We start from the raw sequence: 16,474 nt of genomic DNA, 5'->3' as shown, positions 1-16,474 counted from the left end.
CTCCCCCGAAAGTATGAGGACTGCCGGTCCTCACCGGGCCTAGGGTGAACCTCATGTTCGGTTTACGCAAGCATCTGCGCGCGGCCGGCGGCGACTTCGTTGACTGGGCGTCCACCGCGCCCATCGCCCAGGACCCCGCGGTGCGTGCCTACTTCTCCAAACGGGTCAACTGGTTCTTCTTCGTCGTCGCCTTGATCATGTACTCGATCGCCTGGCCGACGCTGCCCGTCACGCATGCCGTGCCCGTCTTCCTACTGCCTCTTGTCGCGGCGTTCGCGGCACTGCCGATCGCGCTCGCCTGGTCGGCGCCACTGGTCGGCTGGGCGATCTCGGTGGTCTCGGCTCAGGTCATCGGCTTGATCGTGCCGACGCACAGCGGGTGGGAGCTGACCATCCAGGTCACTCACTTCATCGAGTTGCTCGTGCTGACCTTCATGGTCATGCTCCGCTGCCAGCTGCGGTGGATACCGGTGGTGTGGCTGACGACCTCCCTCGTCGTCGCCTATGCGGTTCACCCGGCGTGGATCGTCGGGATCTCGGTGCTCGCGGTGGTCGTGACACTGCTCCGCGGACTGATGGCGTCACGACGGCAACTCGCCGTGCGCACGAAACAGACCGAGGAGGCGGAGGCGGAATCCGCAGAGTTGCAGGAGCGTGCACGCATCGCCCGCGACCTGCACGACGTGGTGGCTCACCGGATGTCGATGGTCGTCGTCATGTCGCAGACCGCGCGGTACCGGATCGACGACGTCTCACCCGCTGCGGCAGCCGAATTCGACGCCATCGCCGACGCCGCCCGGACCTCGCTCGACGAGGTGCGGCAGCTGCTCGGGGTGTTGCGGATCGAGGGTGCCGAGACCGTCGCGGCCCCCAATCCGGGACTGGCGCAGGTCGAGTCGCTCGTCGACGAGACCCGTCGGGCCGGCTCCGAGGTCACCCTGAACCGGGAGGTCGACGATGAGATGGTCGGTGAGTCGGCGGCACTCGTCATCTACCGGATCGTCCAGGAGTCGCTCGCCAACGCCACCCGGCACGCGCCGGGCAGCCGCACCCTGGTGAGCGTCACCCCGGGGGAACACGGCACGGTCGAGGTGGCCGTGGTCAACTCGGCTCCGACGGCGGCGCCCCTCGGGATCGGCGGTAACGGCGTCGGCATCCCCGGAATGCTCGAACGTGCTCAGGCAGTGGGCGGTTCGCTCCTCGCGGCACCGACGGTCGAGGGCGGGTTCGCGGTGCGCGCGCGTATCCCGGCGACACCGCCACGGGACGGCATCCTGCCCGACGCGGCCCGGTCCGTAACGACGCCGAAGGTCCCCTCACCGGCCTCCGACCAGTAGCGTGTCAGGCGTGCTGATCAACGCGGAACCGCTACAAGCACAGGGCAGCTCCCGCCCGATCACCGTCGTCATCGCCGACGACCAGGCGATGGTCCGACAAGGCTTCTCGGCCCTCCTCGCCGCTCAGTCCGACCTGTCTGTGCTCGGGGACGCGGCCGACGGCGTCGAGGCGGTCGAGGTGTGCAAGCGTGCGCGGCCCGACGTCGTCCTGATGGACGTGCGGATGCCACGCAAGGACGGACTCTGGGCGGCCGAACAGATCCTGTCGGCGGGACTCGAACCGCCGACCCGCGTGCTGATGCTCACCACTTTCGACATCGACGACTACGTCTACGAGGCCTTGCGGATCGGCGCATCGGGGTTCCTGCTCAAGGACGCGCCGGCCGACGAACTCGTGCGTGCGGTGCGGGTGGTCGCCGCCGGTGAGGCCCTGCTCGCGCCGTCGATCACCAAGCGGCTCATCACCGAGGTGACCGCCCGGCGTCGACGCCCCGCCCGGAACCCGGCGCTGGAACACCTCACCCCGCGGGAGCGGGAGGTGCTGGACCTGGTGGCCGACGGCAAGTCGAACGCGGAGATCGGCGCCGACCTCTACGTCACCGAACAGACCGTCAAGACCCACGTGAGTAGTCTCCTGGGCAAGCTGCGACTGCGGGACCGCGCGCAGGCGGTCGTATTCGCCTACGAGAACGGCATCAAGTGAATTCGTGCTCAGCGGGCAGGGCACCCGCGCACTAGATTGGGTGTGTTCGTCGCGTTCGAGAGGGAGGGTCTCACCACATGGCCAAGAGATTCGGCATTCTCACCTCCGGTGGTGACTGCCCCGGACTGAACGCCGTCATCCGCGGTGCGGTGCTCAAGGGTGAAACCGTCTACGGTCACGAGTTCGTCGGCTTCAAGGACGGCTGGGCGGGTCTCGTCTACGGCGACATCATGGAGTTGAACCGCTCGACGGTCCGCGGTCTGTCCCACGAGGGCGGAACGATTCTCGGCACGAGCCGATTCGGGCCCTACACCGAACCCGACGGTGGTCCCGACAACATCAAGAAGGTGCTCAAGAACCTCGGTATCGACGGGGTCATCGCGATCGGCGGCGACGGCACGGCCGCGGCGTCGAAGCGTCTGTTCGACGACGGCATCAACATCGTCGGCGTGCCCAAGACCATCGACAACGACATCGACGCCACCGACTACACGTTCGGGTTCAACACCGCCGTCGAGATCGCGACCGAGGCCATCGACCGCCTGCGCACCACCGGCAACTCGCACAAGCGATGCATGGTGCTCGAGGTCATGGGCCGCCACGCCGGCTGGATCGCGCTGCACTCGGGTATCGCCGGCGGTGCGCACGTGATCCTCATCCCGGAGAACCCCGAGAGTCTCGACCAGATCTGCGCCTGGGTGACCAGCGTCAAGGCCCGCGGCCGTTCGCCGATGGTCGTCGTCGCCGAGGGGTTCAAACTCCCCGAGATGACGGAGGCGTACTCCACCAAGGGCCTCGACGGCTTCAACCGTCCGCGGCTCGGCGGCGTCGGCGAGGTGCTGGCCCCGCTCATCGAGGAGCGCACCGGCATCGAGACGCGGGCCACCGTGCTCGGCCACATCCAGCGCGGCGGCGTGCCGTCGGCCTACGACCGCGTCCTCGCCACCCGCATGGGTATGGCGACCGCCGACCTGGTCGCCGAGAAGGGCTGGGGTCAGATGGTCGCCCTCCACGGCACCCGGATCGACCGGATCACCTTCGACGAGGCGCTCGGCGAGCTGAAGACCGTCCCGCAGGATCAGTACCAGGAGATCCGGGTCATCTTCGGCTAGACCGGCACGACTGCGGCCGGCTCGCGCGGAATGACGATCCACAGTGCCAGGTAGATCAGGACCTGCGGGCCGGGGAGCAGCATCGACAGCACGAACAGGACGCGGACCAGGGTCGGGTCCCAGCCCCAGCGTTCGGCGATGCCGCCGCAGACGCCACCCAGCCAGGCGTTCGAACGGGAGCGCGTCAGTCGCGGGGCGGACGAAGCGGGCTGTGCGGTGGTCATCGGGGTCTCCCTGCTGATCGAGGTGATGTGGGTCGGTGAACTGATGTCTACGACGGTAGGTCCGCCGACCCGTTCCCGGCATCGGTGATCACCCTGAACGTTCCCCTGGGATATCGCCGCATAAACTGGCAGCCATGACTTCCGCCGCCGTCGAACTGTTGGAGTACGACGAGGTCATCGCCGCTTTCGATCCGGTGATGGGCCTCGAGGTGCACGTCGAGCTGGGTACCGCGACCAAGATGTTCTGCGGATGCCAGACCGACTTCGGCGCCGAGCCCAATACCCAGGTGTGCCCGGTGTGCATCGGCCTGCCCGGTTCGCTGCCGGTCGCCAACGCCAAGGCCGTCGAGTCCGCGATCCGCATCGGCCTGGCACTGAACTGCTCGATCCGGCCGTCGAGCAAGTTCGCGCGGAAGAACTACTTCTACCCGGACCAGCCGAAGAACTACCAGATCTCGCAGTACGACGAGCCCACCTCATACGACGGCTACCTCGATGTCCTGCTCGCCGACGGCACCACGTGGCGCGTCGAGATCGAGCGCGCACACATGGAGGAGGACACCGGCAAGTCGCTGCACATCGGCGGCGCCACCGGTCGTATCCACGGTGCGAGCCACTCGCTGCTCGACTACAACCGCGCAGGCGTCCCGCTCGTCGAGATCGTCACCCGACCCATCGTCGGTGCGGGGGACCGTGCTCCCGAGGTCGCACGCGCGTACGTGACCGCGCTGCGCGACCTGCTCAAGTCCCTCGACGTGTCGGACGTGCGAATGGACCAGGGCTCGATGCGCTGCGACGTGAACCTGTCCCTGATGGCCAAGGGCGCGAGCGAGTTCGGGACCCGTACCGAGACCAAGAACGTCAACTCGCTCAAGAGCGTCGAGATCGCCGTCCGCTACGAGATGCGCCGTCAGGCAGCGATCCTGCAGGCCGGTGGCGAGATCGTGCAGGAGACCCGCCACTTCCACGAGACCGACGGCACCACGTCGGCCGGTCGTCGCAAGGAGACCGCCGAGGACTACCGCTACTTCCCGGAGCCCGATCTGCCTCCGGTGCAGCCGGATGCGGCGTGGATCGAAGAGCTGCGCGCCACCCTGCCCGAGCTGCCGTGGCTGCGCCGTGCCCGCATCCAGGAGGAGTGGGGTGTCTCCGACGAGGTCATGCGCGACCTGGTCAACGTCGGCGCCGTCGACCTCATCATCGCGACCGTCGACGCCGGTGCCTCACCCGAGGCCGCCCGCGGCTGGTGGGTGTCGTTCCTTGCGCAGCAGGCCAATTCGCGGGGCGTCGAACTCGACGGTCTCGCCATCACGCCGGCGCAGGTCGCCGAGATCATCGGACTCGTCGACGAGGGCAAGCTGACCACCAAGCTCGCCCAGCAGGTCGCCACCGCGGTGCTCGACGGTGAGGGCGAGCCGAAGCAGATCGTCGCCGACCGCGGCCTCGAGGTCGTCCGCGACGACTCCGCACTGCAGAAGGCCGTCGACGACGCACTCGCCGCCAACCCCGACATCGCCGAGAAGATCCGCGGCGGCAAGGTCCAGGCCGCAGGCAAGATCGTCGGCGACGTCATGAAGGCCACCCGCGGACAGGCCGACCCGGCGCGCGTCAAGGAACTCGTCCTCGCCGCCTGCTCGTAGACGCCACCTCCGCTGCGAGGCGTGAGGAGCGACAGCGACGACCGGCAGACGTCAGCTCCACCGGCAGACTTCGATCGAAGTCTGCGAGTCGAGATGAGGTTCGCCGGTCATCAGCGCTCAGGGAGCGGTGGCGCCCGGTCAGGTCCGGTCGTTGCCGCCGCCCTGCGGGAGGAAGCGGAACACGCGGTCGTCGGTCGGCTTCGGATTGCCGGCCTGCTTGTTGACCGTGGCCACCTGCAGGAGTCCGTTGGGCAGGGCCGCCATTCGGCCGAGCGCGCCGTAGCGCTTCTCGAGCGCGACGACCGGCGGCGTGATCGTCGGGTCCTCGAGGGTGGGTTCGCGGATGCCCTCGATGCGCTGGGTGCGGGTCGTCGAGACGAAGATGCTGCCGCCCGCGACACCGCATCCGGCGATCTGCGGCTTGTCGGGCCACGTCCACAGGACCTTGGGGCCGCCCTCTTCGATGACCTGCACACGGTCCTCGGTCGCCGTCTGGTCGGCGACATAGATGGTGCCGGAGGACTCGTTGGGGCACAGTGCGACCGATGATCCGAAGCCGGAGGCCAGGATTCGCGGGCGCGGACTGACACCCGAGGTGAACGAGGTCACCAGCAACAGCTTTCCGGCCAGCGACGACGGGTCGTCGGCGGCCGCGGGGTTCCCGGCGTCGCCCGTGGCCACCACGAGTTCGGTGGGCGTGCGGAAATACATCGAGCCCATGTTCCCGGTGGCGCCCTTGGGGATTCCGGTCAGGATCGGCTTCGGCACATCGTCGGGGGCCAGCCGCACGATCCGGTTGTCCGACGGCGTCGTGATCAGTGCGTATATCAGACGGTCCTGGGAGTAGGTGGGGGAGAAGGCGAAATCGATGAGTCCGCCGTCGCCCGAGGCGTCGACGGGTGCCTGACCGAGGACCCGTTCGGGGCCATAACGCTTGGTGGTGATGATCTTTCCGGTGGTGCGTTCGGCGACCACCGTGACCTCGCCCTGCTCGTCACCGGGCATCACCCCGCCCGTCGACGCGAGGCAGGTCGCGATCACCGCGGGGTCGGGGTCGACGCACGGACCGGTGGGCGGTGGCTGGGTGTCCCGCGGCGTCTCCGGCGGCGGCGTCGGCTCGGCCTGACCGCTCGGACGGTTGTTGGGACTGAACGCGCCGGCCTCCCGCTGACGGTCCTGTTCGGTGAAGTTCGCGCAGCCGCCCACGGTGAGCGCGATCACCGCCAGAACGGCCACCAGCATTCGGCCTGTCGGCCGCCCCTTCCACATGGCGTCCACAGTAATGGTGTGCCGACACCCCGCCGGGGTGCGGGGACCGCACCCCGCGAGCCTCTAGAGTCGGGCTTGTGAGCGAACGCGACACGCCGAGCGCCAGGGAGCCCGATACGTCGAGCCCGCCCGCGATGAGCCCCTACGACGAGCCGACCGGCCAGATCCCGGTCCAGGATCATCCGCCGACCCCCGCACCGCGGCCCGAGGTCGATCGCGATGACTTCTACAACCGGCACGCGCGGCGGCCGGCACCGTATGCGCGGGTCGACGACCTGGACGACATCGACCCCGGCGACGTGGAGACCCGACAGACCAAGGGGAGTGCGGACAAGCCGCCGGCCACACCCGTCCCCGTACCCCCGCGCGTCCCGGAATCCTCGAAGGCCCCGGAACCTCCCCGCACGCCGGAAGCCCCGCACGCGTCGGAGCCCGATGTCGAACCGACCGTCGCATTCGAGCGTCGCGCGGCAGCCGGTTCCGACGCCGGCGACATCCCCGCCGACGACACCGCGACCCGGCCCGAACCCGCGTTGCCGCCGGTCGGCGCCGCTCGCTACGACTTCCTCGACGAAGACGACACCGCCGGCCGCTACAGCGCGAACCCGGCCGATTCGAGCGCCGCGGACACCGCCCTGCTCGACGACGAGCCGGAGCGCAGGAGCCTGTTCGGTCGTCGCCGGAACCGGACTCCCGAGGACGAGTACGAAACCAAATCGGTCGCCGACGACGACCTCGAAGACGCGCTCGCGAAGTCCCGACGCGGCACCCTCGACCTCGGCCTGTTGCTGCTGCGCATCGCGCTCGGCGGTTTCGTCGGCGCGCACGGACTGCAGAAGCTGTTCGGACTGTGGAACGGGCCGCGCCTCAGCGGTTTCGAGCAGATGCTCGTCGACGGCGGATTCAACGCCGACTATGCGCAGATCCTCGCCATCGTCGGCGCACTCGCGGAGACGGTCGGCGGGCTCATGGTCATCCTCGGCCTCCTCACCCCGATCGGCGCCTCGGCCATCCTCGGCACGATGCTCGTCGCCGCGGCGTACCGGGTTTCCGCGGCCGGCGGCTTCGAGTTCTTCGCCGCCGCACAGGGAGCGGAGTACGAGCTGTTCCTTGCGGCCACCGCGGCCGCGGTCATCCTCACCGGGCCGGGCCTGTACTCACTGGACTACCCGCGCGGCTGGGCACGCCGACCCTTCGTCGGGTCGTTCGTGTGGCTGATCGTCGGCATCGGTGCAGCCGTCGCCGTGTGGATCCTGGCGAACGGGACCAACCCGCTGAACTGAGCTCCGCGCACAGACAACAGTGCGGGGTGCGTACCGACATCCGGTACGCACCCCGCACTCTGTGGTTCAGTGGTCAGTCGACCTGACGGACCGCGCCCTTGTCGGCCGAGGTCGCGAGCTTCGCGTAGGCGCGGAGCGCGGTGGTGACGGTGCGCTCGCGGTCCTTCGGCTGCCACGGACGCTCGGAGGCCTCCATCTTCGCGCGGCGCTCGGCGAGCACCTCGTCGTCGACGAGCACCTCGAGGCGACGGGTCTTGACGTCGATGAGGATCTGATCGCCGTCCTCGACGAGTCCGATCGCACCACCCGACGCCGCCTCCGGCGACATGTGGCCGACCGACAGACCCGACGATCCGCCGGAGAACCGGCCGTCGGTGATGAGGGCGCACTTCTTGCCCATGCCGGTGCCCTTCATGAAGGCGGTCGGGTGCAACATCTCCTGCATGCCCGGCCCGCCCGCGGGGCCCTCGTAGCGGACGACGAGCACCTCGCCGGCCTGGATGGTCTTCGACAGGATGACCTGAACGGCCTCTTCCTGGCTCTCGACCACGCGGGCCGGACCCTCGAAGTGCCACAGGTCCTCGTCGATGCCCGCGGTCTTGAGCACGGCGCCGTCGGGAGCGAGGTTGCCGCGCAGGACGCACAGCCCACCTTCGACGGTGTACGCGTGCTCGAGGTCGCGGATACAGCCGCCGGCGGCGTCGGTGTCGAGCGAACTCCAGCGGTTGGCCGTGGAGAACGGGGTCGTGGTGCGCACGCCACCCGGCGCGGCGTGGAACAGTTCGACGGCCTCGTCGGTCGCCTTGCCGCCGCGGATGTCCCAGTCGTCGAGGGCCTGGGCCAGGGTCGGGCTGTACACGGTCGAGGTGGTGTCGTCGAGCAGTCCGGCACGGCGGAGCTCCCCGAGGATCGCGGGGATTCCGCCGGCGCGGTGGACGTCCTCCATGTGGTAGTCGGAGTTGGGGGAGACCTTCGACAGGCAGGGAACGTTGCGGCTGATCTCGTCGATGGTCGACAGATCGAAGTCGGCGACCTCGCCCTCCTGCGCCGCGGCGAGGATGTGCAGCACGGTGTTGGTCGAGCCGCCCATCGCGACGTCGAGCGCCATCGCGTTCCGGAAGGCGGTCGGGGTCGCGATGCTGCGCGGCAGCACCGATGCGTCGTCCTCGCGGTACCAGCGGTTCGCGGCGTCGATGACGACCTTGCCGGCGCGCTCGAACAGCGCACGACGCGCCTCGTGGGTGGCCAGCGTGGACCCGTTGCCCGGCAGGGCGAGTCCAAGGGCCTCGGTGAGGCAGTTCATCGAGTTGGCGGTGAACATGCCCGAGCACGAGCCACAGGTCGGGCAGGCCGACCGCTCGACCTCGCTCAGCCCGTCCTCGTCCACGTCGCTGTTCGCGGAGGCGGAGATCGCGGTGATCAGGTCGGTGGGGGCCTGGGCGACGCCGTCGACGACGACTGCCTTGCCGGCCTCCATCGGACCGCCGGACACGAAGACGGTCGGGATGTTCAGGCGCATCGCGGCATTGAGCATGCCGGGGGTGATCTTGTCGCAGTTGGAGATGCACACCAGCGCGTCGGCTGTGTGGGCGTTGACCATGTATTCGACGGAGTCGGCGATGATCTCGCGGGACGGCAGCGAGTAGAGCATGCCGCCGTGACCCATCGCGATGCCGTCGTCGACGGCGATGGTGTGGAACTCACGCGGGACGCCGCCCGCGGCCCGCACTGCGTCGGCGACGATGTCGCCGACATCCTTGAGGTGCACATGGCCCGGCACGAACTGCGTGTACGAGTTGGCGATCGCCACGATGGGCTTGCCGAAATCGTCGTCGGTCATACCGGTGGCGCGCCACAGGGAGCGTGCTCCGGCGGCTTCGCGGCCGACGGTGGTGGTGCGTGACCTCAAGGCTGGCATGGGTTCCTCAATATCGATCGTCGGGTCGGGCAGAGTCGGCGTCGCCGAACGGCTTCGGGCGCTGCTGGGCCGAAGTCGTTCTCCGCGTCGGACTCTTGGCGTCAACACCGCGATCCCGGGGGTTTGTCTCACTCGGGCTGTGTGGTCCCGGGACCTGGGTTGAACGGCGTCGCACGCTGAGGGTGGGCGTCGCGAGTCGCCGAGAGACCAGGCTACTCCGCTGTGACATGCGGAAACAAAACGATTCGGACGTGCCCCCGGTGCTCCGGTGGTGACCTCAGATTCCCAGAACCGCCTTGGCGATGGAGAAGTAGACGATCAGGCCGGTCGCGTCGCAGAACGTCGAGATGAACGGGGTGGAGAAGACGGCGGGGTCCACCCGGATGGATTTCGCGACGAGCGGCATCACGCCGCCGACGGTCGCCGCCATCGTGCAGATCGACACGATCGTCAGCCCGATCACCCCACCGATGTCGACGCCGTAGACCAGTGCGGCGACGGCGAACCCGACGACGCCGAGCAGCGATCCCATGGTCAGCCCGACCCGGACCTCCTTGGCGGCGACCCGGACGACGTCGCGAGTGGTGACGTCGTCGGTCGCAAGGGCACGAGTCACGGTCGTCGCGGCCTGCGATCCGGTGTTGCCGCCGATGCCGGTCAGCAGTGGGATGAACAGCGCGAGGGCGACCTTCTGCTCGAGGGTGCCCTCGAAGATCTCCAGGACGTTGACGGTGAGGATCGCCGACACCGCGAGGACGAACAGCCACACGATGCGGGCGCGGGTGATCGACAGGATCGATGCATGGAGGTACGGCTCGCGGAGCGGCTCGCGGGCGCCGGCACGGGCCTCGTCGGTGTCGCGGGCCTGTTCGACGACCTCGACCGCGTCGTCGATGGTGAGGACGCCGACCAGCCGGTTGTCGCGATCGACGACCGGCATCGCGAGAATGCCGCGGTCGACGCATCGTTGGGCGGTGGCCTCGGCGTCGTCGTCGGCGTGCGCGAACATCGGCCTGCTCATCAGGTCGGCGATGGGTTCGTCGGGTTCCGCGAGGAGAAGGTCGCGGAGGCTGACGACGCCGCACAGGGACCGCGCGACGTCGAGGACCGGCACGGTGTAGATCGTCTCGGCGGCGTGGCCGCGGTCCTTGACCCGGGTGAGTGCGGCACCCGCGGTCTCGTCGCGTCGGGCGTGGACGAACTCGGGACTCATCCGACGCCCGACCGAACCGCGCGGGTAGCCGAGCACGACGGCGGTGACGTCGCGTTCGGCGGGGGTGAGTTGCTGGATGAGTGCGCGGGCGACGCCGGCGGGCAGTTCGTCGAGGAGTTCTGCACGGTCGTCGGGGTCGAGGTGGTCGAACGCCGCCACCACCTCGGCCGTCCCGAGATCGTCGATGAGCCGACGCTAGGAGCCCGCGGAGAGATCGTCGAAGACCTCGACGGCGAGATCCTTCGGGAGGAGACGGAAGGCCACGCCCCGCGCTTGGTGGGACAGACGGTCGAGGAGCGCGGCGATGTCACCGGCGGGCAGTGCGGACAGCGCGGTCGCGGCCGCTCCGAGTTGACCGTCGGAGATCAGGTCGTCGAGTTGGTTCGCGTCGAGCATCGCGTACGTCACCCGACGAGCCTATCGGCTGGTGTCGGTGTCAAAGCCGTTCGCGCAGCGACGATTCTGTGCCGCCGGGGACGGGTCGGGCCTACTTGTCGCGGTTTGCGGCGGCCTCGAACGGATCCGGGATGCGGCCCTTGCTGACCACGTTCAGCACCGGGAGATCGCGAAAACCGATGGCGGGCAACTTGACCCGCTCACCGTCGGGGCGGACCGCACGCACCGAGCTCCACTTGGGGAACTGCAGGCCGGCGATCTCGGACCAGGGGAGTTCGGTCGTGGACAGGGCGCCGACCGCGCGCACTCCGTCCTCGGTGACGACCGTGCGGAGGCGGTGGATCCACATGTACAGAGCCACCGGGGCGACGAAGAGGAAGGCGAACCAGTACGACGCGCCGAGCAGCAGGACCACCACGAGCGCGACCATCGGCACCGTGAAGTAGGCGACACGGTTGATGCGGAAGACCACGGGATAGGGGATCTCCGCCGAGTCGTCGGGTGTCGAGGCGGCGGGGTCGCTGGAATCAGTCGGCACACATCCATTGTGCCAACACGGCCACGGTGAACGCGGCGTCGGGTCTACCGGGCAGTAGTCGGTGAGACGTCCGTCACCACCTGTGCGTTCCCATGATGTGGGACGGCGTGGTCCGGAGTTTGACTCAGAACGACGCACGGTCCTACCGTGATCTACGTGATGACGAACGGGATCCTCGTAGTAATCGGCTGGCGCGTCGCCTGACCGGTCACCTCGCAGACCCCTACCGGCATCGACGCGCCACCCTCGAACAGCGGAAGCTGTCGGGGGTTTTTTCATGTCAGGTAGTCACATCACCCCACCACCGAAATACAGACAAGATGAGGATCGTGCAGTGAGCGCACCAACAGCACGCACCGACGCCGGCCGGAATGAGCCGACGCGCAACGCCGGACTGCGTCAGCAGTCTCCCGCGGCGGGCAACCTCCGTGCGGTAGGTCAGCACACCGTCGCGCCGGAGCGCGTCAGCGGTGCGCAGTCTGTGGTCCGATCGCTCGAGGAGCTCGGGGTCGAGGTCGTCTTCGGCATCCCCGGCGGCGCGGTCCTGCCGGTCTACGACCCGCTGCTGGACTCCACCAAGGTTCGCCACGTCCTCGTGCGCCACGAGCAGGGTGCCGGTCACGCCGCCACCGGCTACGCACAGGTCGCCGGTCGTGCCGGCGTCATGATGGCGACCTCGGGCCCCGGTGCCACCAACCTGGTGACCCCGCTGGCCGACGCGCAGATGGACTCCGTCCCGGTCGTGGCGATCACCGGCCAGGTCGGCCGCTCGCTGATCGGCACCGACGCCTTCCAGGAAGCCGACATCTCCGGCATCACCATGCCGATCACGAAGCACAACTTCCTGGTCAGCCGCGCCATCGACATCCCGAAGACCATCGCCGAGGCCTTCCACATCGCCGAGAGCGGCCGTCCCGGTGCGGTTCTCGTCGACATCCCGAAGGACATCCTGCAGAGCCAGACCACGTTCTCGTGGCCGCCGCAGATCGACCTGCCCGGCTACCGTCCGGTCACCAAGCCGCACGGCAAGCAGGTCCGCGAGGCGGCTCGCCTGATCAACGCCGCCAAGGCGCCGGTCCTCTACGTCGGGGGCGGCGTCATCAAGGCCAACGCCTCCGAGGAGCTGCTCGAGCTCGCCGAACTGACCGGCATCCCGGTCGTCACGACCCTGATGGCGCGTGGCGCGTTCCCCGACAGCCACGACCAGCACCTGGGCATGCCGGGTATGCACGGCACCGTGGCAGCCGTCGGCGCCCTGCAGCGCAGTGATCTGCTGATCACCCTCGGCGCCCGGTTCGACGACCGCGTGACCGGACAGCTCGATTCCTTCGCGCCCGACGCCAAGGTCATCCACGCCGACATCGACCCGGCCGAGATCGGCAAGAACCGTCCGGTCGACGTCCCGATCGTCGGTGACTGCAAGGCGGTCATCGCCGAGCTGACCGAGACGCTGCGCGACGAGCGGGCGACCACCGGCACCACACCGGACCTGTCCGAGTGGTGGACCTACCTCGACGGCATCCGGAAGACGTACCCGCTGAGCTACGACCGTCAGACCGACGGTTCGATGTCGCCGGAGTTCGTCATCCAGGCGCTGGGCAAGGCCGCCGGACCCGACGCGGTCTACTGCGCCGGCGTCGGCCAGCACCAGATGTGGGCCGCACAGTTCATCTCCTACGAGAAGCCGCGCACCTGGCTCAACTCCGGTGGTCTGGGCACGATGGGCTACGCGGTGCCCGCCGCCATGGGCGCCAAGGCCGCCGCACCCGACACCGAGGTGTGGGCCATCGACGGTGACGGCTGCTTCCAGATGACAAACCAGGAACTGGCCACCTGCGCGATCGAGGGCATCCCGATCAAGGTCGCGCTGATCAACAACGGCAACCTGGGCATGGTCCGGCAGTGGCAGACCCTCTTCTACGAGGAGCGGTACTCCAACACCGACCTGGCGACACATTCGCGGATGATCCCGGACTTCGTGAAGCTGTCGGAAGCGTTGGGCTGCGTCGCTTTCCGCGTCGAGCGTGAGGAGGACGTCGACGACGTCATCGCGCAGGCACGGGCGATCAACGACCGCCCGGTCGTCATCGACTTCATCGTCGGCAAGGACGCCCAGGTGTGGCCGATGGTCGCCGCGGGCACCGGCAACGACGAGATCATGGCGGCCCGCAACATCCGGCCGCTGTTCGACGACGACGAGGCGGCTTCCGACCCGGTCGACATCCACGAGACCATGACCAAGCCCGATGCAGCGGCCCCGGCCGACGCGCCGGCAGCGAAGAAGGACCAGAAGTGAGCACCACCCACACCCTCAGCGTCCTGGTGGAGGACCGGCCGGGCGTCCTGGCCCGCGTCTCCGGACTGTTCTCGCGTCGCGGGTTCAACATCGAGTCGCTGGCCGTCGGACCGACCGAGCTCAAAGGGATCTCGCGGATGACCATCATGGTCTCCGTCGAGGACTTCCCACTCGAGCAGGTCACCAAGCAGCTGAACAAGCTGGTGAACGTGATCAAGATCGTCGAGCAGGACCCGGCCAACTCCGTGTCCCGCGAATTGATGATGGTCAAGGTCCGTTCGGACTCGACCGTGCGCACCGAGGTCATCGAAGTGGTGAACCTGTTCCGCGCCAAGGTCATCGACGTGTCGCCGGAGTCGCTCACCATCGAGGCCACCGGTACGTCGGAGAAGCTCGAGGCTTTGCTGCGGATGCTCGATCCTTACGGCATCCGTGAGATCGCCCAGTCCGGCGCCGTTGCGCTCGGACGCGGACCGAAGAGCATGTCGGCCAACCGCTGACCTATACACTCCGCTGGAAACAGCGGCGAGAAATTTAAAAGTCCCTCGGCGAGAGAGAAAATCGCGAGGGGCGCCACATATCGAAGGGAAACAAAGTGGCCATCGAACTGTTCTACGACGACGACGCGGATCTGTCGATCATCCAGGGTCGCAAGGTCGCGGTGATCGGCTACGGCAGCCAGGGCCATGCGCATTCGCTGTCGCTGCGTGACTCGGGCGTCGACGTCGTCATCGGCCTGCGTGAGGGTTCCAAGTCCAAGGCCAAGGCGGAGGAGCAGGGCCTCAAGGTTCTGACCGCTTCCGAGGCTGCTGCCTGGGCCGACGTGATCATGGTCCTCGCACCCGACACCTCGCAGGCACAGATCTTCACCGAGGACATCGAGCCGAACCTCTCCGACGGCGACGCGCTGTTCTTCGGTCACGGCCTGAACATCCACTTCGGTCTGATCAAGGCTCCGGAGAACGTCACCGTCGCCATGGTCGCCCCGAAGGGCCCCGGCCACCTCGTTCGTCGTCAGTTCGTCGACGGCAAGGGTGTGCCCGCGCTCATCGCGGTCGCCCAGGACCCGAAGGGTGAGGGCCAGGCTCTCGCTCTCAGCTACGCCAGCGCCATCGGCGGTGGCCGCGCCGGAATCATCAAGACCACGTTCAAGGAAGAGACCGAGACCGACCTCTTCGGTGAGCAGGCCGTGCTCTGCGGTGGCACCGAGGAACTGGTCAAGGCCGGCTTCGAGGTCATGGTCGAGGCCGGTTACGCACCGGAGATGGCCTACTTCGAGGTGCTGCACGAGCTCAAGCTCATCGTCGACCTCATGTACGAGGGTGGCATCGCCCGCATGAACTACTCGGTCTCCGACACCGCCGAGTTCGGTGGCTACATCTCGGGCCCGCGTGTCATCGACGCCGACACCAAGGAGCGCATGCGCGCCATCCTGAAGGACATCCAGGACGGCACCTTCGTCAAGCGCCTCGTCGCCAACGTCGAGGGCGGCAACAAGGAGCTCGAGGGCCTGCGCAAGCAGAACGCCGAGCATCCGATCGAGGTCACCGGCAAGAAGCTGCGCGACCTGATGAGCTGGGTTGATCGTCCGATCACCGAGACCGCCTGAGTCTCTCTGCTCTGACCGCGGGCCCGCACCTTTCGAGGTGCGGGCCCGCCGTCGTCGGAGCGCAAAAGGGTGGGATCACGAGAGGTGCGGCGGGGCAGAAGATGTCCCGGAAATGCACAACGCCCCGGGTGTGAACCCGGGGCGTCGCGAGGGGAAGTTCGATCAGGCGATCGTGAATCCCTTGTACTCGGGGACCGAGGCCACCCGGTTCAGGATCGGCTTGATGTTGGTGCCGGTCTCCGGACCGAAGCAGCCGAGGAAGTAGTAGGCGTTCACCATGCCGACGAGGCGGTCACCGACGACGACGGGACTGCCGGAGTCGCCTTCGATCACGCACAGCTGGCTCAGATGGACGTCACCCTCGGAGAACCAGGCGATGCCACAGGTGTTGCCGGTGGTGCGACCTTCCTTGCACGCGATGGTGGGGAAGCCGATCGGCCGGGGATCGACCGAGCGGATCGTCACGCCGCGGACGGTGCGCAGCGGCACGACCTTCGAGGCGTCCATCTGGATGATCGCCATGTCGAGGTCGGAGAACGAATGGGTGATGGTGCCGGCCTGCCCGCGGTCCTGGAAGGTCTCCGAATAGACCTTCTGACCTGGGTTACCGCAGTGTCCCGCGGTGATGCCGATGAGCTTGCCGGTCTTGGAGCGGCCGATCGTCGTCAGGGTGCAGGCTGCAGCGGAGTTTCCACCCTTGAGGACAAGAATTCCAGAGCCGCCCCCGAGGAAGATCTTCGCCGGGGCCGCGACCGCGACACCCGCTCCCCAGCCGGCGAGCACCGTCGCAGCCAAAACCGCCAACAGTGCCGTCAGCTTCTTCGTCATCCGCTCTCCACTTCTGATTCGCAATGCGCCGAAACGCCTGCCGGAACTGGTCGCGGCAGGCGGTCAAAACACACCGTACCGGGACTCTCCGGCGTTCGCTCCTGCGTG

The 16,474-nt window shown here is 68.0% G+C and carries 13 protein-coding genes and 1 pseudogene; 8 read left to right on the top strand and 6 right to left on the bottom strand.

Translation table 11 applies throughout. The features are described from left to right. The first annotated feature begins 53 nt into the window (after positions 1 to 53). The 3 genes from GOALK_RS13570 (at position 54) to GOALK_RS13560 (ending at position 3,152) form a co-directional block, all read left to right on the top strand. Positions 54 to 1,337 (top strand): sensor histidine kinase, encoded by a 1,284-nt coding sequence (locus GOALK_RS13570; RefSeq protein WP_006359394.1) that lies wholly within the window; start codon positions 54 to 56, stop codon positions 1,335 to 1,337. Positions 1,338 to 1,347: 10 nt separating this feature from the next. Beyond that, positions 1,348 to 2,040: a response regulator gene (locus GOALK_RS13565; protein ID WP_006359393.1), complete on the top strand. Its 693-nt coding sequence runs from the start codon at positions 1,348 to 1,350 to the stop codon at positions 2,038 to 2,040. Between the two features lie 77 nt (positions 2,041 to 2,117). Beyond that, entirely contained in the window at positions 2,118 to 3,152 is a 1,035-nt protein-coding gene (locus GOALK_RS13560) for a 6-phosphofructokinase (protein WP_006359392.1), read from the top strand. Here GOALK_RS13560 and GOALK_RS13555 read toward each other — a convergent pair. Further along, positions 3,149 to 3,376, bottom strand: coding sequence for a PspC domain-containing protein (locus GOALK_RS13555; protein ID WP_006359391.1), 228 nt, complete (start codon positions 3,374 to 3,376; stop codon positions 3,149 to 3,151). The two genes, GOALK_RS13560 and GOALK_RS13555, sit on opposite strands and share 4 nt — an antisense overlap. Before the next feature lie 134 nt (positions 3,377 to 3,510). On the opposite strand from GOALK_RS13555, the gene gatB reads away from it, so the two are divergent. Further along, the gene (gene gatB, locus GOALK_RS13550) at positions 3,511 to 5,016 is read left to right on the top strand and encodes an Asp-tRNA(Asn)/Glu-tRNA(Gln) amidotransferase subunit GatB (protein WP_006359390.1); all 1,506 of its coding nucleotides are present in this window, start codon (positions 3,511 to 3,513) and stop codon (positions 5,014 to 5,016) included. A gap of 138 nt (positions 5,017 to 5,154) precedes the next feature. On the opposite strand, the gene GOALK_RS13545 is transcribed toward gatB, so the two are convergent. Beyond that, the gene (locus GOALK_RS13545; protein ID WP_006359389.1) at positions 5,155 to 6,258 is read right to left on the bottom strand and encodes a PQQ-dependent sugar dehydrogenase; all 1,104 of its coding nucleotides are present in this window, start codon (positions 6,256 to 6,258) and stop codon (positions 5,155 to 5,157) included. 104 nt (positions 6,259 to 6,362) lie between these two features. Between GOALK_RS13545 and GOALK_RS13540 the strand changes: the two genes are divergently transcribed. Next, positions 6,363 to 7,568: a DoxX family protein gene (locus GOALK_RS13540; RefSeq protein WP_040004214.1), complete on the top strand. Its 1,206-nt coding sequence runs from the start codon at positions 6,363 to 6,365 to the stop codon at positions 7,566 to 7,568. A 73-nt stretch (positions 7,569 to 7,641) separates the two neighbouring features. Here the strand turns inward: GOALK_RS13540 and ilvD are convergent, their stop codons facing one another. The 3 genes and pseudogenes from ilvD to GOALK_RS13525 all read right to left on the bottom strand — a co-directional run bounded on the left by ilvD (position 7,642) and on the right by GOALK_RS13525 (position 11,633). After that, positions 7,642 to 9,486 carry a dihydroxy-acid dehydratase gene (gene ilvD / locus GOALK_RS13535; RefSeq protein WP_006359387.1) on the bottom strand — a complete coding sequence of 615 codons (1,845 nt, stop codon included), beginning with the start codon at positions 9,484 to 9,486 and terminating at the stop codon, positions 7,642 to 7,644. A 277-nt stretch (positions 9,487 to 9,763) separates the two neighbouring features. Beyond that, positions 9,764 to 11,095 (bottom strand): annotated as a pseudogene (gene mgtE, locus GOALK_RS13530) (magnesium transporter). Between the two features lie 91 nt (positions 11,096 to 11,186). Beyond that, entirely contained in the window at positions 11,187 to 11,633 is a 447-nt protein-coding gene (locus GOALK_RS13525) for a PH domain-containing protein (RefSeq protein ID WP_006359384.1), read from the bottom strand. A 334-nt stretch (positions 11,634 to 11,967) separates the two neighbouring features. Between GOALK_RS13525 and GOALK_RS13520 the strand changes: the two genes are divergently transcribed. The 3 genes from GOALK_RS13520 (at position 11,968) to ilvC (ending at position 15,538) form a co-directional block, all read left to right on the top strand. Next, positions 11,968 to 13,929 (top strand): acetolactate synthase large subunit, encoded by a 1,962-nt coding sequence (locus GOALK_RS13520; RefSeq protein ID WP_006359383.1) that lies wholly within the window; start codon positions 11,968 to 11,970, stop codon positions 13,927 to 13,929. Continuing rightward, positions 13,926 to 14,429 (top strand): acetolactate synthase small subunit, encoded by a 504-nt coding sequence (gene ilvN, locus GOALK_RS13515; protein ID WP_005199381.1) that lies wholly within the window; start codon positions 13,926 to 13,928, stop codon positions 14,427 to 14,429. Before GOALK_RS13520 ends, ilvN begins: the two co-directional genes overlap by 4 nt. Positions 14,430 to 14,524: 95 nt before the next feature. After that, a complete protein-coding gene (ilvC, locus tag GOALK_RS13510) occupies positions 14,525 to 15,538 on the top strand; it encodes a ketol-acid reductoisomerase (protein ID WP_006359382.1) in 1,014 nt (337 codons plus the stop codon). 162 nt (positions 15,539 to 15,700) lie between these two features. Here ilvC and GOALK_RS13505 read toward each other — a convergent pair whose 3' ends face one another. Then, the gene (locus GOALK_RS13505; RefSeq protein WP_005199379.1) at positions 15,701 to 16,366 is read right to left on the bottom strand and encodes a S1 family peptidase; all 666 of its coding nucleotides are present in this window, start codon (positions 16,364 to 16,366) and stop codon (positions 15,701 to 15,703) included. Positions 16,367 to 16,474 lie beyond the last annotated feature (108 nt).

This window comes from Gordonia alkanivorans NBRC 16433, from assembly GCF_000225505.1.
Classification (GTDB): Bacteria; Actinomycetota; Actinomycetes; order Mycobacteriales; family Mycobacteriaceae; genus Gordonia; species Gordonia alkanivorans.
Note: the sequence above shows the minus strand (reverse complement) of the source record. Positions and strands in the feature narration are given on the sequence as shown.